Annotated in this window: 22 protein-coding genes; 6 read left to right on the forward strand and 16 right to left on the reverse strand. The window is 73.1% G+C overall.

What is annotated here, in order from left to right; genetic code table 11:
* The first annotated feature begins 61 nt into the window (after window positions 1–61).
* Window positions 62–277 carry a hypothetical protein gene (locus G407_RS29565; protein WP_043540365.1) on the forward strand — a complete coding sequence of 72 codons (216 nt, stop codon included), beginning with the start codon at window positions 62–64 and terminating at the stop codon, window positions 275–277.
* Here G407_RS29565 and G407_RS29570 read toward each other — a convergent pair.
* A complete protein-coding gene (locus G407_RS29570; protein ID WP_052341777.1) occupies window positions 217–1,269 on the reverse strand; it encodes an Acg family FMN-binding oxidoreductase in 1,053 nt (350 codons plus the stop codon). The two genes, G407_RS29565 and G407_RS29570, sit on opposite strands and share 61 nt — an antisense overlap.
* Window positions 1,270–1,315: 46 nt before the next feature.
* Window positions 1,316–2,704, reverse strand: coding sequence for an oxygen-independent coproporphyrinogen III oxidase (gene hemN / locus G407_RS0122965; protein ID WP_029032689.1), 1,389 nt, complete (start codon window positions 2,702–2,704; stop codon window positions 1,316–1,318).
* A gap of 164 nt (window positions 2,705–2,868) precedes the next feature.
* On the opposite strand from hemN, the gene gghA reads away from it, so the two are divergent.
* Window positions 2,869–5,259 (forward strand): glucosylglycerol hydrolase, encoded by a 2,391-nt coding sequence (gene gghA / locus G407_RS0122970; protein ID WP_029032690.1) that lies wholly within the window; start codon window positions 2,869–2,871, stop codon window positions 5,257–5,259.
* 272 nt (window positions 5,260–5,531) lie between these two features.
* On the opposite strand, the gene G407_RS0122975 is transcribed toward gghA, so the two are convergent.
* The 4 genes from G407_RS0122975 to G407_RS0122990 form a co-directional block, all read right to left on the reverse strand.
* Window positions 5,532–5,744: a DUF3126 family protein gene (locus tag G407_RS0122975; protein ID WP_029032691.1), complete on the reverse strand. Its 213-nt coding sequence runs from the start codon at window positions 5,742–5,744 to the stop codon at window positions 5,532–5,534.
* Between the two features lie 76 nt (window positions 5,745–5,820).
* A complete protein-coding gene (cysE, locus tag G407_RS0122980; protein ID WP_029032692.1) occupies window positions 5,821–6,660 on the reverse strand; it encodes a serine O-acetyltransferase in 840 nt (279 codons plus the stop codon).
* A 194-nt stretch (window positions 6,661–6,854) separates the two neighbouring features.
* Complete coding sequence (locus tag G407_RS0122985; RefSeq protein WP_029032693.1) at window positions 6,855–7,349, reverse strand: ferritin-like domain-containing protein; 495 nt, start codon at window positions 7,347–7,349, stop codon at window positions 6,855–6,857.
* A gap of 101 nt (window positions 7,350–7,450) precedes the next feature.
* Window positions 7,451–8,218 (reverse strand): SDR family NAD(P)-dependent oxidoreductase, encoded by a 768-nt coding sequence (locus G407_RS0122990; protein ID WP_029032694.1) that lies wholly within the window; start codon window positions 8,216–8,218, stop codon window positions 7,451–7,453.
* Window positions 8,219–8,326: 108 nt separating this feature from the next.
* Here G407_RS0122990 and G407_RS0122995 point away from each other — a divergent pair, with 108 nt between their 5' ends.
* The 4 genes from G407_RS0122995 (at window position 8,327) to G407_RS29580 (ending at window position 13,193) form a co-directional block, all read left to right on the forward strand.
* Window positions 8,327–9,229 (forward strand): SMP-30/gluconolactonase/LRE family protein, encoded by a 903-nt coding sequence (locus tag G407_RS0122995; protein ID WP_029032695.1) that lies wholly within the window; start codon window positions 8,327–8,329, stop codon window positions 9,227–9,229.
* A gap of 71 nt (window positions 9,230–9,300) precedes the next feature.
* Complete coding sequence (locus G407_RS0123000) at window positions 9,301–10,359, forward strand: ABC transporter ATP-binding protein (RefSeq protein ID WP_029032696.1); 1,059 nt, start codon at window positions 9,301–9,303, stop codon at window positions 10,357–10,359.
* Window positions 10,360–10,452: 93 nt separating this feature from the next.
* Window positions 10,453–12,075: a methyl-accepting chemotaxis protein gene (locus G407_RS29575; RefSeq protein ID WP_052341778.1), complete on the forward strand. Its 1,623-nt coding sequence runs from the start codon at window positions 10,453–10,455 to the stop codon at window positions 12,073–12,075.
* Window positions 12,072–13,193 (forward strand): MBL fold metallo-hydrolase, encoded by a 1,122-nt coding sequence (locus G407_RS29580; RefSeq protein WP_052341779.1) that lies wholly within the window; start codon window positions 12,072–12,074, stop codon window positions 13,191–13,193. The genes G407_RS29575 and G407_RS29580 overlap by 4 nt, the downstream gene beginning before the upstream one ends.
* A gap of 19 nt (window positions 13,194–13,212) precedes the next feature.
* Here the strand turns inward: G407_RS29580 and G407_RS0123015 are convergent, their stop codons facing one another.
* From G407_RS0123015 to G407_RS0123060, 10 genes are all read right to left on the reverse strand, one after another.
* The gene (locus tag G407_RS0123015) at window positions 13,213–14,409 is read right to left on the reverse strand and encodes an efflux RND transporter periplasmic adaptor subunit (protein WP_029032697.1); all 1,197 of its coding nucleotides are present in this window, start codon (window positions 14,407–14,409) and stop codon (window positions 13,213–13,215) included.
* A gap of 4 nt (window positions 14,410–14,413) precedes the next feature.
* Window positions 14,414–16,780 carry an ABC transporter permease gene (locus G407_RS0123020; RefSeq protein WP_029032698.1) on the reverse strand — a complete coding sequence of 789 codons (2,367 nt, stop codon included), beginning with the start codon at window positions 16,778–16,780 and terminating at the stop codon, window positions 14,414–14,416.
* Window positions 16,781–16,793: 13 nt separating this feature from the next.
* A complete protein-coding gene (locus tag G407_RS0123025; protein WP_029032699.1) occupies window positions 16,794–17,516 on the reverse strand; it encodes an ABC transporter ATP-binding protein in 723 nt (240 codons plus the stop codon).
* 318 nt (window positions 17,517–17,834) lie between these two features.
* Window positions 17,835–18,824 (reverse strand): putative bifunctional lysylphosphatidylglycerol flippase/synthetase, encoded by a 990-nt coding sequence (locus tag G407_RS29585; RefSeq protein ID WP_043540366.1) that lies wholly within the window; start codon window positions 18,822–18,824, stop codon window positions 17,835–17,837.
* 31 nt (window positions 18,825–18,855) lie between these two features.
* Entirely contained in the window at window positions 18,856–19,746 is an 891-nt protein-coding gene (locus G407_RS0123035) for an alpha/beta hydrolase (protein ID WP_029032700.1), read from the reverse strand.
* A 101-nt stretch (window positions 19,747–19,847) separates the two neighbouring features.
* Window positions 19,848–20,627, reverse strand: coding sequence for a CPBP family glutamic-type intramembrane protease (locus G407_RS29590; RefSeq protein ID WP_052341780.1), 780 nt, complete (start codon window positions 20,625–20,627; stop codon window positions 19,848–19,850).
* Window positions 20,628–20,665: 38 nt separating this feature from the next.
* Window positions 20,666–21,811, reverse strand: coding sequence for a DNA replication/repair protein RecF (gene recF / locus G407_RS0123045; RefSeq protein ID WP_029032701.1), 1,146 nt, complete (start codon window positions 21,809–21,811; stop codon window positions 20,666–20,668).
* 46 nt (window positions 21,812–21,857) lie between these two features.
* A complete protein-coding gene (dnaN, locus tag G407_RS0123050; protein WP_029032702.1) occupies window positions 21,858–22,976 on the reverse strand; it encodes a DNA polymerase III subunit beta in 1,119 nt (372 codons plus the stop codon).
* Between the two features lie 195 nt (window positions 22,977–23,171).
* On the reverse strand, window positions 23,172–25,148 hold the full coding sequence (locus G407_RS0123055; protein WP_029032703.1) for a bifunctional 2',3'-cyclic-nucleotide 2'-phosphodiesterase/3'-nucleotidase: 1,977 nt from the start codon (window positions 25,146–25,148) through the stop codon (window positions 23,172–23,174).
* A gap of 136 nt (window positions 25,149–25,284) precedes the next feature.
* The gene (locus G407_RS0123060; protein WP_029032704.1) at window positions 25,285–26,067 is read right to left on the reverse strand and encodes an HpcH/HpaI aldolase family protein; all 783 of its coding nucleotides are present in this window, start codon (window positions 26,065–26,067) and stop codon (window positions 25,285–25,287) included.
* Between the last annotated feature and the right edge of the window lie 79 nt (window positions 26,068–26,146).

Below are 26,146 nucleotides of genomic sequence, written 5' to 3' on the forward strand. Positions count from 1 at the left end.
GCCGGGCGCGTTGAACGGTGGCGGCTTTCGCCATATCGTCGCAGCGAACGGGAGACGCCCCATGAGCGACACCGCAGACCGCAACGCCATCGAGGCGAAGCTCGCCGACCTCGATGCGGCTGTCGCGCGAAGCCTCGCCGAAGCCGATGCCGGCCTGGGGCTCCCGGCGCACGACGTCTTCGCAGAGCTGAAGGCGCGCTACCGGATCGACCCGCCTCACCCCACCAGCACCGCCTCCACCGGCCGCCTCAGCGAGCGCGGCATCGCCGGGGCGTAGCCGACCCGCAGCACGAGGTTCGGGCGGCGCTCGCCCAGGCCGAGGAGGTCGCGCAGCGCCGCGCGCTGCTCCGGCACCTCGACGCACTGGTTGACGAAGGCGAGCGTCGCGCCGGCAGCCGTGGCCGCGAGCGCCGCGCGGGTGTAGGCGCGCCCCGCCGCCGCCCAGCCGGCGGGGTCGTTCGTCTGCGCGACGAGCACGAACACGCCCGCCGAGGAGCGGACCTGCCGTGCCACCTTGTCGGTCTCGGGGCCCTTGCGGAAGACGAGATCGAACATCCGCCGGCCGAGCCAGGGCGGCAGGGTCGGGTTGCCCGCCGCGGCGGCGTAGAGGCCGTCGCCGGTGCGCGCGGCATGGGCCGCGTCGAAGCGCAGCCAGGACTTCAGCTCGGCGACGAAGGCACGGTCGTCGATCTGCGCCGCGTTGCCGGCGAGCACGAGGGCGAGCACGTCCTCCGCCTGGGAGCCCTGCGGAAACCACAGCAGATCGACGCCGACCCGCGCCGCCTCCGCCGTCATGCGCTCCACGACCGGCGCGGGGAGGGGCCGGCCGTCGTAGAGGCTGCGGGTCGATTGCCGCTGCGGGATCGCGGCGAACAGGTCCGCCTCGTCCGCCGGCGCCGCGCCGCCGGGCGCGAGATCGACTGCGATCGCCTCCTCGCCCGCGTGCGCGACGAAGCCCGCCTCTGCCGAGAGCCCCCGGGCGCGGGCCGCGATCCCCAGCGTCTCCGCCGCGCAGCCGAGGCTCGCCCACAGGTGATGGTCGTCCGGGTCGACGACGGGCGTGCGCCGGGCGAGGTCCGGCAGGATGTCGACGCCGTCCGCCCGTGGGCGCAGGCGCCAGGGCTGGGTGTTGTGCCCGTTCGCCGCGAGCGTGGCGTAGCGCAGCAGATCGCGCGTGCCGGCGGGGTCCGGCAGCGGCGCCCGCATGCGGGCGAGGCAGGCTTCGTAGTCCGAGCCGCTGCCGCGCCCGAGGCCGAACGGTAGAGCCATGCGCCGTCTCCCCGGATCGTTGTCGAAACCGCGGGCTGCGCGAGCCTCACACAGCCCGCGAATGCCGCGTTGCCTGCGGCGCCCAGTAGCCGTCGAGCCGGGCGGCGACGTTGCGCACGTGGAAGCGCGCGTGCGCCGGCACGCTCACGCGACGCCCCTCGATCGTGCACAGCCGGTCCGCGGCGAGCGGCGCCAGGCCGGCGATGTCGGGGTCGAACGTGTCCTGCGCGAAGCCCCGCTGCGCCGCCAGCGCGCCGAGATCGACGGTGAAGGCGCTCATCAGCGCGTAGATCGCCGCGCGGCGCAGCGCGTCCTCGTCGCTCACCGGCACGCCGCGCACGACCGGGATGCGCCCCTCGTCGATCGCCTGCGCCCACTTGCCGAGATGCGGCTCGTTCTGGGCGTAGCCCATGGGCAGGGCGCCGATGGCGGAGGCGCCGAAGCCGATCAGCGTCTCGGCGGTGTCGGTCGTGTAGCCCTGGAAATTGCGCTTGAGCGTGCCCTCGCGCACCGCCACCGCCAGCGGGTCCTGCGGCCGGGCGTAGTGATCGAAGCCGACCTCGACCCAGCCCGCCTGCGCGAAGGCATCGGACGCCGCCTGCGCCTGCGCCAGCCGCTCGGCGGCGCCGGGCAGAAGCGCCGCGTCGATCGCCGCCTGGTGCTTGGCGAACCACGGCACGTGGGCGTAGCCGAACACGGCGGCGCGGTCGGGCTCCAGCGCCAGCACGGCGGCGATGCTGGCGCGCACGTGGGCGACGGTCTGCGTCGGCAGGCCGTACATCAGGTCGACGTTGATGCGCATGATCCCGTGCGCCCGCAGCAGCGCCATCGCGGCGGCGACCTGCTCGGTCGGCTGCACGCGGTGGACGAGCCGCTGGATCTCGGGGTCGATGTCCTGCACGCCGAGCGAGACGCGGTTGACGCCCGCCCCGGCGAGCGCCGCCGCCATCTCCTCGGTGAGCGTGCGCGGGTCGATCTCGACCGCGATCTCCACGTCGGGCGCGAAGGGGAAGGCGTCCTTCAGCCGCCCGATCACGGCGGCGAAGTCCGCAGGCGCCAGGATGGTCGGCGTCCCGCCCCCGAAATGCAGGTGCGCCACCGGCCCCTTGCGCGGCATCGCCGCCGCGACCCGCTCGGCCTCCGTCTCCAGCCGCCGGGCGTAGCGGGCGATGCGGGCGTCGTCGTTGAGCACGCTGGTGTGGCAGCCGCAATACCAGCACAGCGCCCGGCAATAGGGCACGTGCACGTAGAGCGACAGCGGCGTCTCCCCGTCGAGCTCGCCGAGCCAGCGCCGGTAGAGCGCCTCGTCGACGCCCGGCCCGAACTGGGCCGCCGTCGGGTAGCTCGTGTAGCGCGGCACCGTCTCGAGCGCGTAGGCGGCCGGGATGGCGGCGGGGGGCGGAGGGGAGGCGAGGGGGAGGGTGGTCGTGCGCATGGCTTCAGTGAACCGCGGGCGCCGCGGCGCGTCGTTGATCTGGCGCAAGACGGCGGGCGAGGGGGTAACCCGCGCACGGCCGGCATGCGCGCGAACCGTCCCGCCGCCGGGGGTGGACATCCCGGCCCGCGCCGCTAGCCTCCCCCGCGCGCAAGGAGACACGTATGGATCAAGCCCTCACCGCCGGCACGCCTGCCCTCGACCGAGCCGCCACGGACCGCCTCGTCGCCTGGCTTTCGGACGAATTGCAGACCCATCGCCCCGCCTTCGAGACCGCCCGCGTCGTGGCGGCCCGGCTCGGCGCGCGGCGCGCGGGCGATGTCTGCGAGGTGATCTTCTGGGCGCCGGAGCTGCTGGAGCGCCGCGTGCCGGAGGGGGACGTGTTCGTCGAGGTGCTCGACCCGGAGGAGGAGCTCGTCCTCGCCCGCTCCCGCCAGAGCATGGCCTTCCGGCGCACGCGCGTGCCGATCGTGCGCATCGAGAACTACTGTGTCGCCGCGATCTCGGGCATGCGCCCGGGCTCGCGCGAGCGGGTGGGCAGCTTCTACTCCCTCGTCTGGCGCGATGCCGAGAACACCTGGTCGCGCGTGCTCGACCCGCTCGCCGCCTCGCTTCCGTTCGGCGTGTTCGCGCCCGCCGAGTACTACGACGTGGACGCGATGCTCGCCGCGCGCACGGACGGCGCCTACTGGGCCGCGCTCCCCGAGGGTGACCCCGTCAAGCTCGGGCCGGCGGCGAACATCCTGCAGATCCACGCGCCGACGGCGACCGCGTCGATGACGCTCGCGGGCCTCACGCGGCACATCGAGACGCTCGCCGAGCGGGTGCGCCACGACGTGCCGCTCGCGCCCGCCGACCGCGTCTTCCTCGGCTACGAGGCGATCCAGCTGCTCCCGGTCGAGCCCACCACCGTCTACGAGGCGGGCCCCGCCTTCTGGGCCGAGGAGGAGGGGCCGGACGGCGATACCGACGAGCGCGTCGTGGTCGACCTGCGCCGGCCCGACACCACGAACTGGGGCTACGACATCGTCATCTCCGGCATGGCGGCGGTGAACCCGGCGCTGCTCGAGACCGGGCGGCCGGACGAGCTCGTCGATCTGGCCTGCGCGCTGCACAACTTCCCCGGCCGGCCGAAGAAGCTGATCCTCGACGTCGTCTTCGGCCACGCGGACAACCAGGGGCTCGACGTGCTGAGCCACCACTGGTTCGCGGGTCCGAACATGTACGGCCAGAACGTCAACTATCGCAACCCGATGGTGCGGGCGATGCTGCTGGAGATGCAGCGGCGCAAGGTGGACTACGGCGCCGACGCCGTCCGCGTCGACGGCGCGCAGGACTTCAAGTGGTGGGACGCCGATGCCCAGGTGCTGCGCCACGACGACGAGTACCTCCAGGAGATGGCCGACATCGTCCAGGAGGTCGCCGGGCGGCGCTACCGTCCGTGGTTCATCTTCGAGGACGGGCGGCCCTGGCCCGAGGAGGATTGGGAGCTGTCCTCGACCTATCGCGCCGTGATCGAGCACCAGCGCGACGACGACGTGTTCCAATGGGGACCGCTCACCTTCGCCCACAATACGCCGTTCCTGTACACGTTCTGGCTGACCAAGTTCTGGCGCATTCGCGAGATCCTCGAGCACGGGCAGAACTGGATCTCCGGCTGCGCCAACCACGACACGCTCCGCCGCGGCACCCAGATCAACCCGAAGCTCAACATCAACACGCGGCTCGGCGACACGCGGATGGAGATCCTGGACAAGGCCTACGACCACCCGGCCGCGCAGATGCTCACCTACGCCGCCTTCCCGGGCGTGCCGATGGACTTCCTCAACGCCATGGCGCGCGCCTCCTGGGGCTTCATCCGCAACCAGGACGATCGCTGGGGCGTGAAGATCGTCGCGGAGGAGGCGATCTCGCTGGGCTGGCAGGTGGACGACTACACCTACTCGATGCCCGGCTCGTTCACCCGGCTGAAGGAACTCGGCTTCGCCGACCGCGACGGGCTCGGGCGGTTCTTCAAGATCCTGGAGGCGCTGGTCGACGTCACCGACTACGATCTGGAGGTGATGGCGAAGCTGCTCAACGAGGTCGACCCGCCGCTGGAGGGCCCCTCGCCGTTCACCGCGCGCGTGCTCAAGCAGATCGCCCGCGCCTGGATGGACGACATGCACGACTATTGCAACGTCACCAAGTATCTCGACAAGCTCGGCGAGGCGCACACCGAGTACATGCTGGCGCTGCGCGAGTTCCGCCTGGCCCGGCCCTGGCTGCGCGGCGGGCTGAGGCCGCAGGACCACTTCGACTATCAGGCCCCGACCCGCGGCTCGGTGGCGTTCCGCTCGCTGCGGCACGGGCCCGACGGGGAGCAGGTCTTCGCCATCGCGCATCTCGAGGGCAAGCCGCTCCTCGACATCGTGCCGACCGAGCTGCCGATCCCCGGCCTCGCCGGCGGCGGCTGGGAGGTGGCGCTCGCCTCGCCGCCGATCGGCACCGACTACGCCGGCGGCCCGATCGACCTGCACGACGGCATGGCGGTGCTCTACACACGCAGGCGGTGAGCCTCCCGCCCCCTCGGGGCGGGGACGATCCGCGGTAGCGGATCAGGGGCGGCGTCCCGTGGCGAGCCGCGGGAGACGTCGGCTGCCCCCGAGGCGCGCCTTCGGTGCGCACCCCATCCGTCTCGGCGCTACGCGCCGATCCACCTTCCCCTGCAGGGAAGGAGAAGGGTCGGCGCGCCGGTCGAGGACCTCCACGACGCCGCGCGTCGAGGGCCGGGAGCGGCGTGGGACGATTCTCGAGTCGGCCGGACGACGGGGGAGGATCGTCCCGCTCAGCCCTCGATGTCGGTCTCGAGGATCGCCATCTGGAACTGGTAGGAACGGTCCTCGTCCTCGTCGTCGAGGAAGAGCACGCCGATGAACTCGTCGCCGATGTAGACCTCGGCCGAATCGTCCTTCTTCGGGCGTGCGCGCACGGTGATGGAGTGGTTCGCGAAGGTGCGGCGCAGGTAGCTCTCGACTTTGGCCAGCTCGGATTTCGTCACGCGGGAACCTCGTCTCGTTGGATGGCGGGCGAGGCCCCGGCATGCCACGGGGCGCCGCGCCGGGCAACCCGGCCCGTCACTCGGGCGAGAGGCTCTGCGCCAGGATCTGGTCCATGCTGCGCGCGGGCTCCGCGCAGCCCGCCTCGCCGACCACCTTGGCGGGCACGCCGGCCACCGTCGTCTTGGCCGGAACGTCCTTGAGCACGACCGAGCCCGCCGCCACCCGTGCGCAGCGTCCCACCTCGATGTTGCCGAGGATCTTCGCACCCGCGCCGATCAGCACCCCGCGACGGATCTTGGGGTGGCGATCGCCGCCCTCCTTGCCCGTGCCGCCGAGCGTAACGTCCTGGAGGAGCGAGACGTCGTCCTCGATCACCGCCGTCATGCCCACGACGAGCCCCGTCGCGTGATCGAGGAACACGCCCCGGCCCATCCGGGCGTTGGGGTGGATGTCGGTCTGGAACACCTCGGAGGAGACGCTCTGCAGGTAGAGCGCGAAGTCGATGCGCCCCTGCGTCCACAGCCAGTGCGCGAGCCGGTGCGTCTGGATGGCGTGGAAGCCCTTGAAGTAGAGCATCGGCTCGATCAGCCGGGTGCAGGCGGGATCGCGGTCGGCGACGGCCAGTATGTCGGAGCGGAAGGACTGCCCGATCTCGGGGTCCTGCCGCAGCGCCTCGCGGTAGGTCTGCTCGATCAGCGTCGCGGAGAGCGCCGGATGCGCGAGCCGCGCCGCGACGCGGTGGATCACCGCGGCCTCGAGCGAGGAATGGTTGAGGATGTTGGTGAGCAGGAAGTTCGTCAGCGACGGCTCCTCCCGCACCACGGCCTCGGCCTCGCGCCGGGCTCGCGCCCAGACCGGGTCGACGGTGCCGACGACGGGATCGATCTCGTTGGTCTTGACGCGCGGCTGGCTCATGCTCTCGCCCTCTCACCGGAGACGTTCTCCTGAGGTAGGAACGCCGCCGCCGGGAGGAAGCCCCCGGCGGGAGGGATTCTGCCAGAGCGGGGGCGGCGCGTCGAGGCGGGGGCGCGCATGAGTCATGCGTCGCCCGGTAGACGGTGCCGGACCCGGGCCCCCGACGGCCTTCGGCGCCCGGGAGGACGACGCGGTCAGTCGTCGTCGTCCTGCTCCGCCGTCGACGACACCTGCCGCGAGACGTAGAGCTGGTCGCCCATCAGCTTCATCAGGTCGAACTGCGTCTCGACGAAGTCGATGTGCTCCTCCTCGTCCTTGAGGATCGAGCGGAACAGGTCGAACGTGCCGAGGTCGCCGGCGTCGCGGGCCTCGCGGGCGGCCTTGTCGTAGTAGTCGCGCGCCTCGTTCTCCATCTTGAGCTGGGTCTCGAACATGGCGCGGATCGTGTCGTCCTGGCCGATCGGGTCGAGATCGTGGACGTTGGCCTCGCCCTCGAGGAAGAGCAGCCGGTCGAGGAAGCGGTGGAAGTGGCCGCGCTCCTCCTCGACCTCCTCCGACATCCGGTCGGCGAGCTGGTCGACGCCCCAGTCGCGCAGCTTGGCGGCCTGAAGCTCGTAGGTGTTGACGGTGGTCAGCTCCATCGTCACGGCACGCTGGAGATGCTTCAGGGATACTTCCGGGCCCTTCATGGCGTCGCTCCTCTTCGGGTTCGATCTCTCGCGAAGAGAACCCGAGCGGCGCGAGGCCGGTTCCGGAGCGTGGCCGGACGCGATGTCGCGTCCGCCGGCGCCTATGTCAGCCCGCCGTCCACCACGAAATCCTGGCTCGTGCAGCCCCGCGAGGCGTCGGAGGCGAGGAAGAGGGCGAGCTCGGCGACGTCTTCGCCGTCGAGCGCCCGCGGCAGGCACTGCTGCGCGACGATCCGGTCCTCCTCCTCGCGCGAGATCCACAGCTGCCGCTGCTTCTCCGTGAGGATCGCACCCGGGACGATCGCGTTCACGCGCACGAGGTCGCGCCCCCATTCGCGGGCGAGCTGGCGGGTGAGGCCGCGCACGGCGGATTTCGCGGTGGCGTAGGCGGTGAGGTTCGGCACGCCCAGCCGGTACGAGGTCGAGCCGAGGTTGACGATCGAGCCGCCACGGGGCGGCGTCATATGGCGATGCGCGGCCTTGGCCGCGAAGAACTGGTGCTTGAGGTTCACCGCCATCGCCGCGTCCCACGCGTCGGGATCGACCGCCTCGACCGGCGCGCGGCGGTCGTTGGCGGCGTTGTTGACGAGCACGTCGAGGCGCCCGCCGATCGACGCCGCGTGATCGATCGCGGCCTCCAGCGCGGGAATATCGGTGACGTCGACGCGCAGGAACGCGACGTGCGCCCCGGTCTCGGCCGCGAGCCGCTCGGCCAGCGCCCGGCCGCGGGGCTCGTCGATGTCGACGAAGACGGTCGTCGCCTTCTGCCCTGCGAAGGCGGCGACGATGTCGGCGCCGATGCCCGTGGCCCCGCCCGACACGAACACGGTCTTCCCCGCGAGATCGGGGTAGCGGGCGACGATGGCCATGGCGACGGGGCTCCGAGGCGGGGGCGAGCGACGAGGTTCGCGACGCTAGACGCGGGCGCCGCGATCGTCAAAGGTCCGGGCGACGCGTCCCCCTACCGGAGGCCCCCCATGCGCACCCTCGAGGCCCGTCTCCTCGTCGCAACGAGCGCCTTCCTCGCCGAAGGCATCCAGTGGAACGCCGAGCAGGGCCGGCTGTGGTGGACGGACATCCACGGCCGGCTGCTGCTCTCCTGCGACGCCGACGGCGGCGATCTGCGCAGCCTCGCGCTCCCGGAGCGGCTGACGGCCTTCGCCTTCGGGGAGGGCGGCCTCGTCCTCGCCGCCTTCGCGAGCGGCCTCTTCGTGCTCGACCCCGCGAACGGTGCGCGCCGGCGGCTGACCACGTACGAGCCCGATCGCCCGCAGACGCGCCTGAACGACGGGCGCTGCGACCCCGCCGGCGCCTTCGTCGTGGGCGGGATGGACGAGGTGGACCTCGCGCCCGTCTCGAGCGTCGTGCGCTTCGACGGCGCGGCCGAGACGACGCTCGTCACCGGCATCGCCATCGCCAACGCCATCGCCTTTCCCGAAGGCGGCGCCGCGATGTACCTCGCCGACAGCCCGACGCGGACGATCTGGCGCTACGATCGCGATCCGGAAACCGGCGCCCTCGGCGAGCGGGAGGTGTTCGCGCGGGTTCCGGAAGGGGAGGGCGTGCCCGACGGCGCCTGCATCGACGCCGCGGGCGCCCTGTGGAACGCGCGCTTCGACGGCGGGCGCGTCGAGCGTCTCCTGCCGGACGGCACGCCCGACATCCGGGTGCGCCTCCCCGTCTCGAAGGTCTCCTGCTGCTGCTTCGGCGGGGAAGACCTCGACCGCCTCTACATCACCACGGCGCGCGAGGGCATGACGCCCGACGCCTATGCCCGCGAGCCGCTCGCCGGCGGGATCTTCGTGTGCGATCTCGCGGGGGAGGGCATCCGCGGCCTGCCGGAGCGACGGTTCGGGGGGGCTCTGTCCCTGGAGGGGTGAGAGCCTGTCATCCGCATGTCATCGCGCCGCGGGACACGGCGCGATCGTCCGGCGACGACACGGGAGAGACGATGGGCGGGCTCGAGCTCGACGAGGTGACCAAGGCGTTCGGGGCGAGCCGGGCGGTGGACGACGTGAGCCTCGTCGTCGACCCCGGCGCGTTCGTCGCCCTGCTCGGCCCGTCCGGTTGCGGCAAGACCACGCTCTTGCGCCTCGTCGCCGGCCTGGAGCGGCCGAGCGCCGGGCGCATCGCCATAGCGGGGCGGGTCGTCGCCGAGGGCGGGCGCTTCGTCGAGGCGGAGGAGCGCGGGCTCGGCATGGTGTTCCAGTCCTACGCGCTGTGGCCGCACATGTCGGTGGCCGACAACGTGGCCTTCGGGCTGAAGGTGCGCCGCCTGCCCGCCGAGAAGCGCCGCCGGCGCATCGCGGACGCGCTCGCCATGGTGGGCCTGTCCGAGCTCGCCGACCGCAGGCCGGCACAGCTCTCCGGCGGCCAGCGCCAGCGCGTGGCGCTGGCGCGCTGCCTCGCGCTCGAGCCGCCGCTCGTGCTCCTCGACGAGCCGCTCGCCAATCTCGACGCGCACCTGCGCGAGACCATGCAGCGCGAGTTCCGCCGCCTGCATCGCGAGACCGGGGCGACCTTCGTCATCGTCACCCACGACCAGGCGGAGGCGATGGCGCTGGCGGACACGATCGCCGTCATGCACGAGGGCCGCCTGCAGCAGGTCGCGACCCCGCACGGCCTCTACTCGGCGCCGGCGACGGAGATGGTGGCGCGCTTCATCGGGCGCGGTGCGCTCGTGCCGGTGGCGATCCTGGAGCCCGCCCGCGACGGCCGGCTGACGGTCTCGCTGGCCGGCCGCACGCTCCCCGCCCGCGGGGCCGCGACGGTGCCCGGCCCCGGCCGCCTCGTGCTCCGCGCGGAGACGCTGGCCCTGAGCGATGCCGCGGACGCGATCCCCGCCCGGGTGGTCGACGCGGTCTATCGCGGCGGCTTCCACACGCTGGAGATCGCCATCGACGGCGTCGAGGGCGGGCTCGTCCAGGTCCAGTCCCGCGAGGCGCCGGCGCCGGGGGACCGGGTCGGGCTCGCGATCACGGATCCCTGGGCGCTGCCGGCCGGCGGATGACGCGTCCGTGATCGCCCGCGCGGCCTCCGCTCGAGCGGCGTTAAGGTCGTGCATGCAGGCTGTGTGCGGTTCCATGCAACGTGAGCGACGACGATGCGTCTGTTTTCCTCGGTGCCGATCTGGGCTCGTGTCGCCGCGCTCGCGGCCCTGCCGGCGATCGGCCTGCTCGTAGTGCTGCTCGTCGTCGTCCAGGGGCAGCGTGCGATCGACGACGCCGCGGCGCGCGCGGACGCGCGGGCGCGGATCACCGACACCGTCCGCGTCCTGCAGACCGGCTTCGCCACGATGCGCGTCGCCGAACGGGAGACGATGCTCGGCGGCGACGGCGAGGCCTTCGCCGCCCGCCGGGCCGAGGCCGAGGCTTTCCTGCAGGCGATCGCATCGAGCGAGGCCGGCACGAACCTCGCGGGCACGGTCTCGGCCACCCGCGACGCGCTGGCGGCCTATGCGGACGCGGTGGTCGGCGGCGCGGGCCGCGATACGGTCGACGAGCGCTACGCCGAGGCGCTCGGGCTGTCGGAGCAGGTGGCGGCGCTCGCCGATCGCGGGAGGCTCGCGGCCGTGCGGGAGGCCCGCGCCGTCTCCGCCCGCGTGTCGCGAGACGGGCTCGTGGCGGTGGCTGCCGCCATCCTCGTGGCGAGCCTCGTCGCCATGCTGGTCGCGCGCTCGATCGTCGGCGAGCTGCGCACCCTCGGGGCGGCCATGCGTCGGCTCGCCTCCGGCGACTACATGACGGACGTGCCGCTCTCCGGCTCCAGGACCGAGATCGGCACGATGGCCGGTATCCTCCAGGGACTGCGTGTCACGCTCGCCCGCAGCGCCGCGGACGCCGCCGCCGCCGCCGCCGCCCAGGAGGAGCGCGCCGCGCGCGGGGACGAGATCGAGGGGCTCGCACGGGACTTCGAGGCCGCGATCGGCGCCGCGCTCGAGGCGGTGGGTGCGGCGACGTCCGACCTGACCGCCATCGCCGGTCGGCTCGGCGGTATCGCCGATGCGGTGGAGGACCGGGCCGTCGAGGCGGCGGACGCCGCGGCCATGACGGCGCAGACCGTGGAGGGCTCGGTGGAGGCGGCCGGCCAGCTCTCCGTCACGATCGGCGAGGTGGGCGACACCACCGCTCGGTCGCGCGCGATCGCCGAACGTGCCGTCACCGAGATGCGATCGGCGCGCGCCACGATGGACGATCTCTCCGCCGCCGGGGCCCGGATCGGCGACGTCGTCTCGCTGATCGAGGCCGTGGCGGCGCAGACGAACCTGCTCGCGCTCAACGCCACGATCGAGGCGGCCCGCGCGGGCGACGCCGGTCGCGGCTTCGCCGTCGTCGCCGCCGAGGTGAAGGAGCTGGCCGGCCAGACCGCCCGCGCGACCGAGGAGATCATGGGACATGTCGGTGGCATGCGCGACGCGGTCGGGCGCGCCACGGGCGCGATCGGTGCGGTGGAGGGCGTGATCGAGGAGGTCTCGACGATCGCGGATGCGCTCGCCGGTGCGGTGGAGGCGCAGGGCGCCTCCGTCGGCGCCATCGCGGGATCGTCGGCACAGGCGGCCGACGGCGCCCGCGCGAGCGCCGGCCGGATCGACGCCGCCCGCCTGGCCGCGCGCGAAGGCGCCGACGCTTCCCGTTCGGTCTCGGACGTCTCCGAGACGCTCGGGCGCGAGGCGGCGGGCGTGGCCGAGCGGGTGCGCGGCTTCCTCGCCGCCGTGCGCGCGGCGTGACGGGCGGGCGCATCCGGGTCACGGCCGTTTCCGGCTTCGGCGCGAAGGGGCCGGCCTGCTTCCTCGTGGAGATCGCCGGCGCGCGGCTCCTGCTCGATTGCGGCGTGGGACCCGATCGCGGCCTGCGGCCCGACCTCTCCGGCGTGGGGCCGATCGACGCCGTGCTCCTCAGCCACGGCCACGCCGACCACGTCGGCGCCCTCGACCTGATCGCGCCCGCCGTGCCGCTCCATGCCACGGGCACCGTGATCGCGCTGGCCGGGCATCCGGCGCTCGCGCGGGCGCGGCCCCTGCCGCTCGCCGGGGAGGCGACGATCGCTGGCGTGCGGGTGGAGACCGGGCGGGCGAGCCATGCTCCGGGCGGCGTCTGGATCCGTCTCGGCGGACCCGACGGGGTGCTCTATACCGGCGACTTCACGGCGGAGAGCCCGGCCTGGCCGCTCGATCCGATGCCGCCCGCCCGGCTCGTGATCGCCGACGCGGCCTACGGCACCTGGGACGTGCCGCTCGCGGAGGCCGCCGCGCCGATCGTCGCCCGTGCACGAGCCGGCGCAGCCCTGCTGCTGCCGTGCCCAGCGGACGGACGCGGCCTCGACATGGCGCTCGCGATTGGGGATGGCGCGCGCGTGCGGCTGTGCCCGGCGCACCGGCAGGTCGCCGAGATCGCGCTGGCGCAGGGCCTCCTCGCCGATGCGGCGGTGGCGCGGGCCGTCGCCCGCCTGCTCGACGCGGAGGCGCCGCTGGGCGAGGCGAGCCCGCCCGACGGCGTCATGATCGCCGCCGGCCCCAATGCCGAGAGCGGCGTCGCCGCCGCACTCTTCGCACGGGCGGGATCCGCGCGTGCGGGATCCGCGCGGCCGATGGAGACGATCTTCACCGGCCATGTCGCCCTGGGCACGCCCGCCGCGGCGGCGGTGGCGCAGGGCCGCGCGCGCTTCCTGCGCTGGAACGTGCACCCGCGGCTGCGCGACCTGCGCGCGCTCTGCGAGGCGACCCGGCCGCGGACGCTGATGCCCGCCTTCCTGCCGGCCGAGCACCGGCCCGCGCTCGCCGACGCGCTCGCCGGCGCACTCCCCGCCGGGCGGCTCGCCGAGGGCCCGACGCTCGAGGCCGACTGAGCCTCCGTCCCGCCTCGCCCTAGCCCTCCTCCCGCGCCGCCACCGTGGTGCCCGGCACGATCCGGTCGCTGGCGTGGAGGATCACGGTCTCGCCGGGCTCGAGCCCCGAGAGCACCTGGGCCGAGCGCATCGTGCGCTCGCCGAGCGTCACGGGCCGCACCCGCGCGATGCCCTCCTCGACGACGAACACGGCCCATTCGCCGCCCTCGCGGAAGAGCGCGCCGAGAGGGACCTGGAGGACGTCCTCCTCCTGCCAGACGACGATCCGCGCGACGACCCGGTAGCGGTGCCCGAGCTGGCCCCGCGCCGCGCCGGGATCGAGCAGGGCGAGGACGACGCGCACGCGCTGCTCCTCGATGCCGAGCGCCGAGACCTCGGTGAAGGCCGTCGGCTCGACGCGGACGACCCGCGCCTCGAGCGGCTGCTCGCCGCCCCAGTCGTCGATGATCGCGGGGGCGCCGGGCACGACGCGCACCGCGTCGCGGGAGAGGAGGTCGACGACCACCTCGAGCCTGTCGGGGTCGCCGACCTCGACGAGGGGCGTGCCGGCCTGGACCACCTGCTCGCTCTCCACCAGGACGCCGAGCACGCGCCCGTTCACCGGGGCGCGGACCTGGATGCAGCAGGCGGCGGAGGCCTCGGTGTCGCCGCCGGGCTGGATCAGGTTCGCCCGCGCGCTCTCGAGCTCCCGCACGCGCACCTCCCGCGTCGCCTCTGCCGAGGCGAGCGCGCTTTCGGCCGAGCGCACGGCGAGGCGGACCCGGTCGAGCTCGCGCGTGGAGATCGCCTCGCGGCGCGACAGCTCCTCGGCGCGGGCGAGATCGCTCTCGGCGAATTCCAGCTCGGCCGCAGCCTGGCTCACCTGCGCCTGCGCCAGCGACACGGCGGAGGCCGCGGCCTCGACGGCGGCCTCGGCGACGCGTTGCGAGCGCACGTCGAGGAAGGCGGGCGCCATGGGCTCGATCACCGCGAGGATGGTCTCGCCCGCCACGACGACGTCGCCGACGCGCCGGGGCGAGCGCTGGAGCGTGCCGCCGGTCGGCGCCGAGACGGTGTAGACGTCCTCGATGCGCGCGATGCCCTCGTCCTCGACGCGCACCACCATCGGCCCGACGGCGATCACGGCGAGGTCGGCGGGGACCGGCCGGGGCCACAGGGCCCAGGCGGTCGCGGCGGCGAGCGCGAGGAGCACGATCGCGACGATGAGGCGCTTCATCTGATCATTCTCGGGTCTTGAGGACGGCGATGAGATCGAGCCGATCGATGCGCCGGCGCACGATCAGCCCGGAGACGAGGGCGGCACCCACGACGACGAGGCTCGCCCAGGCGTAGACCTCGCGGTTGACGACGAGAGGCACACGGTAGAGCTCGCTCTCGAAGCCCGCCGCCATCGCCACCGCGAAGCCGTAGCCGATCAGCCAGCCGAGAGGCTGGGCCAGCAGCACCAGGATCGCGAGCTCGGAGAGCAGGATCCAGGAGATCTCGGCCTTGGTGAAGCCGAGCACCCGCAGCGAGGCGAGCTCGCGGCCCTGCTCGGAGAGCGAGATCCGGGCGAAGTTGTAGACGACGCCGAAGGCGATGATCGCCGCGAGCCCGGCGTAGATCGACACCATCGTCAGGAGGTTCTGCGCCAGCGTCTCGCGGAACTTGGCGAGCGAGACGCGCTGGAGCGCGACGAAGCTCGCGGCGGGAATGGCCTTGAGCTCGGCGAACAGCGCCTCGCGGCGCGTCTCGTCGAGCGAGAGGTGCACGCCCGAGACCAGCGCGCCTTCCCGCATCAGCCTGTTGACCGTTCCGATGTCGGCATAGGCCATCAGGCCGAGATAGCCCTCGACCACCATGGCGACGGGCATCGTCACCGTGCGTCGGTCGCCGGCCATCAGCTCGACCTCGACGACGTCGCCGGTCTCGACGCGCAGGATGGCGGCGAGCTGGTCGGAGAGCGCGAGCCCCGTCTCCGGCATGTGCACGGGCGCGAGATCGCTGCCGAGCACCCGGCTGAGGTCGGGATCGTCCGGCTTCCCGGTGATGGCGGCGCGCCGCTCGACGTTGGCGGCGCGGATCTTCACCGGCACGGAGCGATAGGGCTCGGCGGCCATGACGCCGGGCAGCCGGGCGATCTCCTGGACGGCGGAGGCCTCCCGCTCGCCGACGAAGGTGATCGTGGCGTCCTGCCTGTCGGAGCGCTGGAAGGTCACGTCGATCATGAACTCGATCGAGCCGAAGGACCAGAACGAGCCGACCAGGATCGAGGTCGCGAGCGCGATGCCGACGAGCCCGCCCAGCGAGCGCGCGGGATAGCGCACGAGATGGCGCATGGTCATCACCGCCGACTGCGGCATGCGCAGCGCGGCGTGCAGCCGGTCGAGCAGCGTGCGCCGGTAGCGCGCCGGCGCCGGCGGCGTCATCGCCACGGCCGGGGCGAGGCGCACCACGCCCGTCGCCGCCTTGAGCGCCCCCACGATCGCGGCGGCGAGGGTGACGCCCACCGCCACCAGGTAGACCGACGGGCTCATCTGGAAGATCAAGAAGGGGAAGTGGAAGAAGTCGCCGTACATCCGCGTCAGGCCCGTGCCGAGCCACGTTCCCGCTGCGGAGCCGAGCGCGGCGCCGATCAGCGCGATCGCGGCGACGAACTTCAGGTAGTGCATGCCCACGGCGAGGTTGGAGTAGCCGAGCGCCTTGAGGAGCCCGATCTGCTCGCGCTCGAGCGTGATCAGCCGCGCCAGGGTCATGTTGACGAGGAAGGCCGCCACGACGAGGAAGATCGGCGGCAGGATCCGGCTCATCGCCTGGAGCTGGGTCAGCTCCGCGTCGAGGAAGGCGTGGGAGAGCTGGTCCTTGCGCCCGTGCGCGCCCTCGCCGCCGTAGGGGGCGAGGATGCGGTCGATCTCCTCGATCACGGCGCTCTCGGAGGCGCCGCGCAGCAGGCGCACGCGCAGGTCCGAGAAGGCACCCTCGAGGTCGTAGGCGGCGGCGAGCGCGGCGCGCGACATCCACACGACGCCGAAGCGCCGATCGTCCGGCATCAGGTCCCAGGGTCCGAGCGCGTAGACGAACTCGGGCGAGAGCGCGGTGCCGACGATGGTCAGCTCGCGCTTCACGCCGTTGAGGATGGCCGAGAAGGTGGAGCCGATCTCGTAGCCGTGCGCCTGGGCGAACGGCTCGGAGACGACCACCTCCCGCGTCGCGCCCGGCAGGGGCGTGCGGCCCGAGCGCAGCGTGATCAGGTCGAGCGTCTGCTCGCCGAGGTCGGGCAGCGAGACGAAGATCGCCGAGGCGGGCTCCGGCATCTCCGAGAGGTCGAGCAGCGCGATCTTGCCGACGCGCGTCTCCACGGCGCCGACGCCGTCGATCTCGGCGATCCGTGCGGCGATCCGCTCGGGCGCGCGGGTCACGCTCGCGAACACGTCCGAGAAGCGGTTGCGCTCGTAGTAGGCCGCGCGGGTCTCAGACAGCGAGGCGTGGGCGCCGACGCCCAGGATCAGCGTCGCGACGCCGGCCGCCATCACGAGCGCGATCGCGAGCGCCTGCGGCCACAGCCGCACGAGGTCTCGCAGGAGCTTGCGGTCGAGGGCGCTCGTCACGGTCCGCTCCGCCTCACCAGGTGACCTCCTCGGGCCGCAGCCGCGCCGCGTTCGTCTCTACCGCCTGGATGCGCCCGTCGGCGAAGCGCACGACGCGGTGGGCGATCGCGGCGATGCCCGCGTTGTGGGTGATGACGAGGGTCGTCGCGCCGAAGGATTCGTTGACGCGGGTCAGCGCGTCGAGAACCTTCACGCCCGTCTTCGAATCGAGCGCGCCGGTGGGCTCGTCGCAGAGCAGCACCTCGGGGCGCTTGGCGATGGCGCGGGCGATGGCGACGCGCTGCTGCTCGCCGCCGGAGAGCTGGGCGGGGAAGTGGTCCATCCGGTCGCCGAGCCCGACGATGTCGAGCGCCTCCTCCGGGCGCATCGGATGGCGGGCGATCTCGGTGACGAGCCGCACGTTCTCGCGTGCCGACAGGCTCGGCACGAGGTTGTAGAACTGGAAGACGAAGCCGACGTGGTCCCGCCGATAGGCGGTGAGCGCCGCGTCGCTCGATCGGGAGAGGTCGTGATCCTGGAACCAGGCCTCGCCGGAGGTCGGCCGGTCGAGGCCGCCGATGATGTTGAGGAAGGTCGACTTGCCGGAGCCCGACGGCCCGAGCAGCACCACGAACTCGCCCGCGCACGCCTCGAAGTCGACGCCGCGCAGCGCGTGGACCTCCACCTCCCCGGTGCGGTACACCTTGGCGAGAGCGCGGGTGCGAAAGACGAGCGGGGGAGGGGTCTCGACGTTCATGAATGGCGAGAAATACCGCTTTACGGCACTCCGCAATGATCCTGATCAATGCTCGGGCGCGATTTTCGCGCTTTTCTCCCGAAATCACAGTTTCGCCGTTTTCGCGCCCCGAGCGCGCCCCGATGGGCTGCGATCAATGATCATGCCTCGCTGGTTCGTGGTCTCGGTCTACCGGACACGTCAGCCCCCCAGCCCCCCGGTTCATCGGGGTCACGAACGCAAACAGTCAGAGGCGGGCCGTCCTTCGGGACGGCCCAATTTTTTTGTCGCGACGCCTTCGTGCTCGTCACGACGCCTCGGACCCCTCCGCGCGCGCCTTCACTCTCCCTTGCGACCCTTCAGGCTGCGCGCGCGCTGCTTGAGCGCCTGCGCCAGGCGATGCCGCTCGAACACCGCGACGACGACGAGCGAGAAGGCGAAGGGGATCAGGAGATAGAGCACCCGGAAGAGGACGAGGGCGGCGAGCAGCTCGGCGTCCGGCACGTCGGGCATCGCGGCGACGAACACGAGCTCGAACACGCCGAGCCCGCCGGGCGCGTGCGAGATCAGCGCCGCCGAGAACGACGCAAGGAAGACCGCGAGCACGACGAAGAAGCCGGGGTTCGCATCCCACGGCAGGAGGAAGTAGACGATCGCCGCCGTGAAGAGCAGGTCGAGCGTCGAGGCGGCGAGCTGCCGCAGCGTCACTGCCGGGCGCGGGTACTCCAGCCGGAAGGCGCGGACCCGCAGGGGCGGCAGGCCCATCAGCGAACCGATCAGGTAGAGCGCGACGAGCGCGAGCAGCACGGCGCCGATCGCCTGCGCGAGCGGTGCGATCTCCATGAAGCGCGGCAGCACGCCGGTGAGGCGCGCGAGCACGTAGGGCTCGAAGATGAGGACGAGCCCGGTCAGAAGCACCACGCCGAGCAGGAAGGTGAAGGTGCACAGCCCCACCAGCACCGCGATCTGGCTCGCGGTGAGCCCCCGCGAGGAATAGGCGCGGTAGCGCACCATCGCCCCCGACAGCACCGAGGCGCCGATGTTGTGCGACAAAGCGTAGGTGGTGAAGGAGGCCAGCGTGATGAACGTCCAGGAGATGTGCTCGACGCCCAGATGCAGGAGCGCGATCCGATCGTACCACGCGAGCGCCGCGTAGCCGGCGACCGTCGCCGCCGCCGCGGCGGCGAGCTGCCAGGTCGCGATCGCGCCCATCGCGGCGAGGACGTCCTCCGCCGAGATCGCGCGCAGTTCCCGCGCCAGCAGCCAGAACGAGAAGGCCACCGCGACGAGGCCGACGACCGGCCAGGCGTAGTCGAGCACGCGCTTCATGGGGCGGCCGCCGTCGGGCGATGGGACGCCCTCACAGCCCCTCGGCCTCGAGCCAGTGGACGATCCGCCGGCCCAGCGTGTCCGCGCAGACGTCGAGCATGGGAAAGTGGCCGGACGGATCGAGCGTCTCGTGGCGGGCGGCGTGGTAGAAGGCGGTGCGCAGGGTGCAGGCGCGCCAGACCAGCCGGTCCTGCGCCGCGCCGACGACGAGCGTCGGCAGGCGCGTGAGGAAGGCCGAGAGGATCGGGCCCGGTACGTTGGCGGCCCCGAGGGCCCGGGGCGCCTCGGGCGTCATCATCGCCGCATAGCGCCGCGCGCGGGCGGGCGGCAGGCCCTCGGAGAACAGCAGCGTGCGCGCCTCGCCGGCGACGGTACCCGCCATCGCGCCCGCCCGGGGCGCCGTCGCGCCGAGGAAGGCGTCGAGCCACACGACCGGCTCGGTGACGGCGGTGCGAAGGTTCACCGTGGCCAGTCCTTCGGGCGGCAGCGAGCAGACGAGGGCGAGCCCCCGCATCTGCGCGCGCCCGATCAGCCGCTGCGCGAGGAGCCCGCCGAGCGAATGCGCCACGACCACGGGCGCCTGCGGCAGCCGCTCGAGCGCGAATCGCACGTCGGCGAGGTAGTCCTCGAGCGTGGTCTCGCGCAGCGTCTCGCGGCCCTCGGAGCCGCCGTGGCCGCGCAGCGAGAGCGCCAGCGAGGCGCGCCCGCGCCGGGCGAGGAATGGCCCGAGATGTTCCGCCCACATCCATGCGCCGCCGAAGGCGCCGTGGATCAGGAGGAGCGGCGCGCCGACGCGCGGGCCGTCCGGCGCGGTCTCCACCAGCTCCAGCGCCGGCCCGTCGGGGCGCGGCACGACGCGCGTCTGCACGGTATAGCCGCCCTGGGGGCCGCCGCGATCGGTGGATGAGGTCTGGCTCGGCATGGCGCGTCGGCCCTCCGCGGGCCCATGGCGGTGCTGCGCTGCACACGAGATAGCCTGTCATCGAGGCGGAGTCATCAGGATGTCGGCGCCCGATCGCGAGATCACGCCAGACCGGCGAGGCCCGCCATGAGCGGTCCCGCGAGCCAGAACACGCCGGCGGTGAAGGCGTGGGCGAGGATCGCGTGCTCCAGCGTGTAGCGCCAGTAGAGCCACCCGTAGAGCATGCCGAGCAGCGCGTTGATCGCGACCGTACGGACCACGAGCACGAGGTTCGGCTCGACGGACGCGGAGAGCGCCGGCAGGTGTCCCGCGCCGAAGGCGAGCGCGACGACGACGATCACGCCCCACATCACGCCCCCCCGCCGCACCGCCGCGCGCCCGCCCGCGAGCTTCAGCACGCCCCAGGCGAGGCCCGTCATCAGGCCGTAGCGCAGCATCAGCTCCTCGGTGACGCCGCCGTAGAGCAGCGCCGAGAGCCGCGGAGCGAGCGCCAGGTCCGGCCCCGGCAGCCCGACGAAGGCGTCCGGCGCCGCGAGACGGAAGAGGACGTCGAGGACGAGCGCGACCAGCGCGAGCGCCGTCGTCAGCGCCAGCGTGCCGACCACGCTCGGGAAGGCGACGAGCGGCAGCGGGTCGCCGCGCAGCCGCGCGGTGAGCCAGGAGCGCAGGCCCGCCTTCTCCGAGACCGCGACGCCGATCGCCACCGCGACGGCGAGGAGCACGGCCGGCTGCGCCACGAGCAGCGCGAGCAGCACGCCGTCCGAGACCTGCGGAGCGCCCTCGACGGCGCGCAGCCCGTCGAGCCCGATGCGCGCGGCCATGGCGAGGATGCCGAGGAATCCGAGGGCGAACCAGGCGAGGAAGGGGAGTGCGAAGCGCATCGAGAACGACCGGGACGGGGGGACGGGGGAGGTGCGGCTCAGGCGCCGAGCGGCGTCGCCCGGCCGTCACCAACGGCGACGATGTCGGCTCGGTTCGCGAGCTCGTCGAACAGGCCCCGGTCGGCGCCGGTGAGCCAGACCTGTCCGGCGAGCCGCAGCAGCTCGTCGTAGAGCGCGGCGCGCCGGCGGGGGTCGAGGTGAGCCGCCACCTCGTCGAGGAGGACGAGGGGCGCGATGCCGGTCATCGTCGCGACGAGCCGCGCGTGCGCCAGGACGAGGCCGACGAGGAGCGCCTTCTGCTCGCCGGTGGAGGCGAGATGCGCGGGAATGTCCTTCGGGCCGTGGCGCACGGCGAGGTCGCTCGCCTGGGGGCCCGTCAGCGTGCGCCCTGCCGCCCGGTCGCGCCCGCGGCCTTCGCGCAGCAGCGCGCGGTAGCGATCCTCGGCGTCGACCGCGGGGAGCGAGGCCACGAGATCGTCGATCTCGCCCTCCAGCCCGAGCCGGGCGAAGGGGAAGGGCGAGGCGGGGTCCTGCGTCTCGGCGACGAGCCCGTCGAGCCGCCCGACGGTCTCCCGCCGCGCCGCCGCGACCGCGACGCCGAGCTCCGCCGCCTCCCGCTCGACGGCATCGAGCCAGCGCGGCTCGCCGTCCTCCTCGAGCAGGCGGTTGCGCGTGCGCAGCGCCCGCTCCAGGGCGGAGACCCGCGCGCCGTGCTCGGCATCGACCGCGAGCACCAGCCGGTCGAGGAATCGGCGCCGGTCGCCCGCCGGGCCGCGGAAGAGCGCATCGAGATCCGGCGTGAGCCAGACGAGGCGCACGTGCTCGCCGAAGGCGGCGGGAGAGGAGGCCGGCGCGCCGTCGATCCGGCAGATGCGCGTGCGCCCCTCGCCGGCGCGCGTCGTCGCGGTGCCGAGCCGATGGCTGCCGTAGACGCCCTCGATGGTCAGCGAGACGGTGAAACCCGGCGCGCCGTGACGAGCCATGGCGGCGAAGTCCGCCCGGCGCAGGCCGCGGCCGGGGGCGAACAGGGAGATCGCCTCGATCAGGTTGGTCTTGCCGGCGCCGTTCTCGCCGACGAGCGCAACCACGGCGGCGCGCGGCGCCAGGTCGAGCGTCGCCCAGGAGCGGAAATCCTGCAGGAGGAGCCGCGTCACGCGCGGGCCGGCTCCCGTGTCATCGGTCATGCTCGTCTCGCTCCGGCGCCCGCGCCGGAGAGCGGGCGAGGCGCCCTCACACGCGCATCGGCATCAGCACGTAGAGCGCCGGCGCGCCTTCCTTGTCCTGGATCAGCGTCGGCGAGCCGGGGTCGGCGAGCTTGAACAGCGCCGTGTCGCCGTCGAGCTGGCTCGTGATGTCGAGGAGGTAGCGGGCGTTGAAGCCGATGTCGAGCGGGCTCGCCTCGTACTCGACCTCGACCTCCTCGGTGGCGGAGCCCGAATCCGGGTTGTTCACCGACAGCGTCACCCGTCCGTCGGCGATGGCGAGCTTCACCGCCCGCCCGCGCTCCGAGGAGATGGTCGAGACGCGGTCGACCGCCTTGGCGAACTGCTCGCGATCGACGATCAGCGACTTGTCGTTGCCCGACGGGATCACCCGCTGGTAGTCGGGGAAGGTGCCGTCGATGAGCTTCGAGGTGAGCACCACGGAGTCGAACGTGACCCGGATCTTGGCCGGCGACAGCTCGACCCGGATCAGCTCGCCGCCCTCCTCGACGAGCTTGAGGATCTCGGCGACCGCCTTGCGCGGCACGATCACGCCGGGCATGCCCGTGGCGCCCTCGGGGGCGGGCATCTGGGCGCGGGCGAGTCGGTGCCCGTCGGTGGCGACCGCGCGCAGCACGGTCTCGCCCTCGCTCTCGATCGTGTGGAAGTAGATCCCGTTGAGGTAGTAGCGCGTCTCCTCGGTGGAGATCGCGAACTGGGTCTTCTCCACGAGCTTGCGCAGGTCGGCGGGCTTGACCGCGAAGGAGACGCTCATCTCGCCGGCGGCGAGATCGGGGAAGTCGCTCTCCGGCAGCGTCTGCAGCGTGAACTTCGAGCGGCCCGAGCGCAGCACCATCTGCCCGGCCTCGCCGGTGGCCTCGAGCGAGACCTGCGCGCCGTCGGGCAGCTTGCGCACGATGTCGTAGATCACGTGCGCCGGCACGGTGGTGGCGCCCGGTTGCGTCACGTCGGCGCGGATTGTCTCGGTCACCTCGATGTCGAGGTCGGTCGCCTTGAGGCCCAGGCCCTCGCTCTCCGCCCGCACCAGCACGTTGGAGAGGATCGGGATCGTCGAGCGCCGCTCGACGACGCGATGGACGTGACCCAGCGCCTTCAGCAGGGAGGCGCGCTCGACGGTGACCTTCATGGCGAAACCCGATTGTCGGCAATGGCGCCCGCGCCGCCCTGGGCGGCGCGGGCGCGAGAAGCAGGGAGCGCAGATTGGCGAAGCCGCCGCGCGAACGCAAGCGCCACGATACCGCGGTGCACAGGCGCGGCCCGCATGGGCCGGAGCGTCCCGGGGGAGGGTGAGCCCGGCCTCCCGGCCGGGCCCACCGTCGGCTCACAGCGTGATGCGGAACCGCGCGAAGCCGTCGGCGCCGTCGCCGGCGGGCTCGATGGCGACGCCCGACACCTCGGACACGAGGTCACGGGCCTTCGGGCCGGTGTCGAACAGCACCGTCGCACCCGGCACCGGGGCGAAGCGCCAGTTGGCGTCCGCCCGCGGGTCGATCGTGCCCTGCTCCACGATGTAGCGCACGAGCACGTCGCGGTTCGTGTCCGGCCCGACGAAGACGACCTTGTCTTCGGTCACGCCGGGGAAGTTGCCGCCGCCGCCCGCGCGGTAGTTGTTCGTGGCGATGACGAAGCGCTCGGACGGGTCGACCGGGCGCCCCTCGTAGGACAGCCCCACGATCCGCGACGCGTCCGGGTTCACGACCTCGCCCTTCGAGTCGTACTTCGCCGGCTGCGTCAGGTCGATCTCGTAGGTCACGCCGTCGATGACGTCGAAATTGTAGCTGGGGAAGCCAGGGTTGATCAGGACCTGGTCGGCCGCGCCGGGCTCGACCCGGTTGAACATGCCCGCCGACATCTCGAGCCACTCCTTCACCGTCGCACCGTCCACGACCATGGCGCGCACGGTGTTCGGGTAAAGGTAGAGATCCGCCACGTTCTTGATCGCCACCGGCCCGACCGGGACGTCGGTGAAGTAGTCGGGCCCGCCGCGGCCGCCGGCCTTGAAGGGCGCCGCCGCCGAGAGGATCGGCAGTCCCTCCCACTCGGTGCCCTGCATCATCTGGGCGATGTACCAGGTCTGCGCCTGGCTCACAACCTGCACCGACGGATCGTCGGCGACGAGCGCGAAGTAGGAGTGCAGCGGCGCCGCCGTCTCGCCGACGGGGCGGCGCACGTAGGCGAGCGTCGCCTCGTGCTCGGCCTGGACGGCGGCGAGCACGTCCGCCTCGTCCGAGACGAGGGCGGTGATCGAGCGGTCCTCGTTGCGCCGCGAGATCGGCCGCGCCTCGGAGGTCGAGGCGGCGATCCGCCAGCCGTCGCCGGTGCGCTCGAGCATCAGGTCGAGCACGCCGAGATGCGAGCCCCAGAAGCCGCCCATGGCGGCGGGCTTGCCGCGCAGGAGGCCCTTCTCCGCGTCCACGCCGGCCATGTCGACGAAGCTGTCGCCCGGGAAGACGAGGTGCTGGTGGCCGAGCACGAGCGCGTCGATGCCCTCGATCCCGGCGAGCAGCAGCGCGGCGTTCTCGGCGCCCTCGCCGGCGGCGGGGTCGATGCCCGAATGCGAGAGCGCGATGACGATCTGCGCCCCCTCCTCGCGCATCTGCGGCACGAAGGCGCGTGCCGCCTCGACGATGTCGCGGGCGGAGACGTTGCCCTCGAGGTGGCGCTTGTCCCAGCTCATGATCTGCGGCGGCACGAAGCCGATGAGGCCGATCTTGATCGGGTGCGCGACGCCCGCGCCGTCCGTGACCGTGCGGTCGAGGATCACGTAGGGCTCGACGAAGGTGCGGTCGTCGCGGGCGTTCGCCGCGAGCGCGCCCGAGGCGACGTTGGCGCACACGACCGGGAAGTCTGCGCCGGCCAGCGTCTTCTCAAGGAAGGGCAGGCCGTAGTTGAACTCGTGGTTGCCGAGCGTGCCGGCATCGTAGCCGAGCACGTTCATCGCGGCGACGATCGGGTGCAGGTCGCCGCCCTTCATCCCGCGCTCGTAGGCGATGTAGTCGCCCATCGGGTTGCCCTGAAGGAAATCGCCGTTGTCGACGAGGATGGCGTTGGTCGCCTCGGCGCGGATGGCGCGGACATGCGCCGCCGTGCGCGACAGGCCCACCGTGTCGATGGGCTTGTCGGCGTAGTAGTCGTACGGGAAGACGTGGACGTGGAGGTCCGTCGTCTCCATCACGCGCAGGTGCGCGGTATTCGCCTGCGCCCTGAGCGAGAACGGATGCATGGCGACGAGGGCGCCGCCGGCGGCCGCGCCGGCGAGGAAGCCGCGGCGCGTGAGGAGGGGGCGAGTGCGGGTCATGAGGATCGGGCTCCGGGGCCGCGTCTGGCGAGCGCGGCTTGCCGCGCCAGCGTTGCACCGGAATCGCGACCGTGGGAAGACGGACGTCGCCACATTCCACAGATCCGGCCTGCTCGATCCCGCATCCCGCGCGGGCTCAGCCCTCGAGCATCGCCAGCAGCGCCCGCGCTCCCGCCGCCAGGAAGACGGCGTCGGAGGCGGTCGCGACGAGGTCGAACCCCATCTGCTTGAACGCCACGGCGCGCGCGGCGTCGTACGCGTAGATGCCGATGCGCTTGCCGGCGGCGCGGGTGCGGGCGAGCGCGTGATCGAGCGCCGCGTCGACCGCCGCCGAGGCGGGCGCAACGCCGGCGCCGCCGGACAGCGCGACCGAGAGATCGGCGGGGCCGATGAACACGCCGTCGAGCCCCTCCACCGCGAGGATCTCGTCGAGCGCGTCGAGCGCCGCGCGGGTCTCGATCATCGCGAAGGCGACCGTCTCGACGTTCGCCCGCGCGAAGTAGCCCGCCGGGTCGAGGCCCGTCAGCGCGAGCGCCGTCGAGGGACCCCAGGAACGGTTGCCGACGGGCGGGTACTTCGTGTGCGCGACGAGGGCGCGCGCGTCGGCGACCGAGCCGATCATCGGCGCGATGATCCCCGCGGCGCCCGCGTCGAGCAGGCGCGAGGCGGTGGCGAAGCCGCCGACCGGCACGCGCACGAGCGTGGGCTTGCCGCGCGCCGCGACGAGCGGGATCGTGCGCGCCGCGTCGGCGAACTCGACGAGCCCGTGCTGCATGTCGAGCGTGATCGCGTCGAACGCCTCCTGCGCCAGCAGCTGCGCGGTGCCCGGGTCGGGCAGGGCGCACCAGGCGGACACGACGGGCGTTCCAGCGCGCAGGCGCTCGGCGAGGCGGAAGGGGGGAAGTGGGCTGTCGGGCACGGGTGCGCTCCTGCGGCGAGAGGTCGCGAAACCTAGCGCGCCTCGCCCACGAAGAGGAAGCCGCTCGCATGTCCCGGCC

It is taken from the genome of Salinarimonas rosea DSM 21201 (assembly GCF_000429045.1).
GTDB lineage: Bacteria > Pseudomonadota > Alphaproteobacteria > Rhizobiales > Beijerinckiaceae > Salinarimonas > Salinarimonas rosea.